Here is a 717-nt window from a genome sequence, read left to right as displayed (position 1 = left end):
GGCGCCGGCGAGCAGCGGCACCGCGCGCTCGGCGGCCGCCAGGTCCAACGGCGCCGCGGTGAAGACGGGAGAGATCGGGGTGTGGACCGCATCGCAATCGCCGGCGAGCACGTCATGGGCGAGCGAGAGGTGCACCGGCCCGCGCGGCTGCGACAGAGCCTCGGCGAGGCCGTGGCGCAGCGCATGGCCGAGATTCTGCGCGCTCGCGACGGTGAGAGAGAGCCGTGCCACCGGCCGCATGATCGATGTGTCGTCGAGGGTGAACTGGCTCGCGTCCTGGAACTCGCCGAGGCCCTCCATGGCGACGGGGATCTCGCCAGAGAGCACCAGCAGGGGCGAGGAATCGGTCTTGGCGGCGGCGACCGCGGTGGTCATGTTCGCGAGCCCCGGCCCGCCGATGCCCAGCACCGCGCCGAAGCGCCCGCTGGCGCGGGCATAGCCGTCCGCCATATAGGCGGCGCCGCCTTCGTGCGCGGCGACGATGGGGGTGAGCTTCGTCTGCCGGCCGAGCGCCGGCATGAAGGGGTCCACCAGCCCGCCCGGCACCATGAACAGGTGGTCCAGGCCTTCCGCTGCCAATGCGTCGAGAATGAAGTCGGTGCCGAGGGCCATGTCGTGTCCTCAGGTGTTGCCTTGGCGGCATGTGGCTGAAGCGGGGTTCGGCGCCGGGGGGCGCCGGACGCGGCGGGTCTGATCGGCCGGCGGCCGGCGCAGCGG

At 72.9% G+C, this 717-nt stretch carries 1 protein-coding gene; it reads right to left on the bottom strand.

Annotation, left to right across the window (positions count from 1 at the left end):
- Window positions 1-612: thiamine pyrophosphate-binding protein (locus AC2W7M_RS26795; RefSeq protein ID WP_486136251.1), on the bottom strand; the 612-nt coding region annotated here is incomplete at its 3' end.
- Between the last annotated feature and the right edge of the window lie 105 nt (window positions 613-717).

Source organism: Xanthobacter sp. BG11Y11_SDJG (genome assembly GCF_057364445.1).
This window is presented reverse-complemented; position numbering and strand designations above follow the sequence as displayed.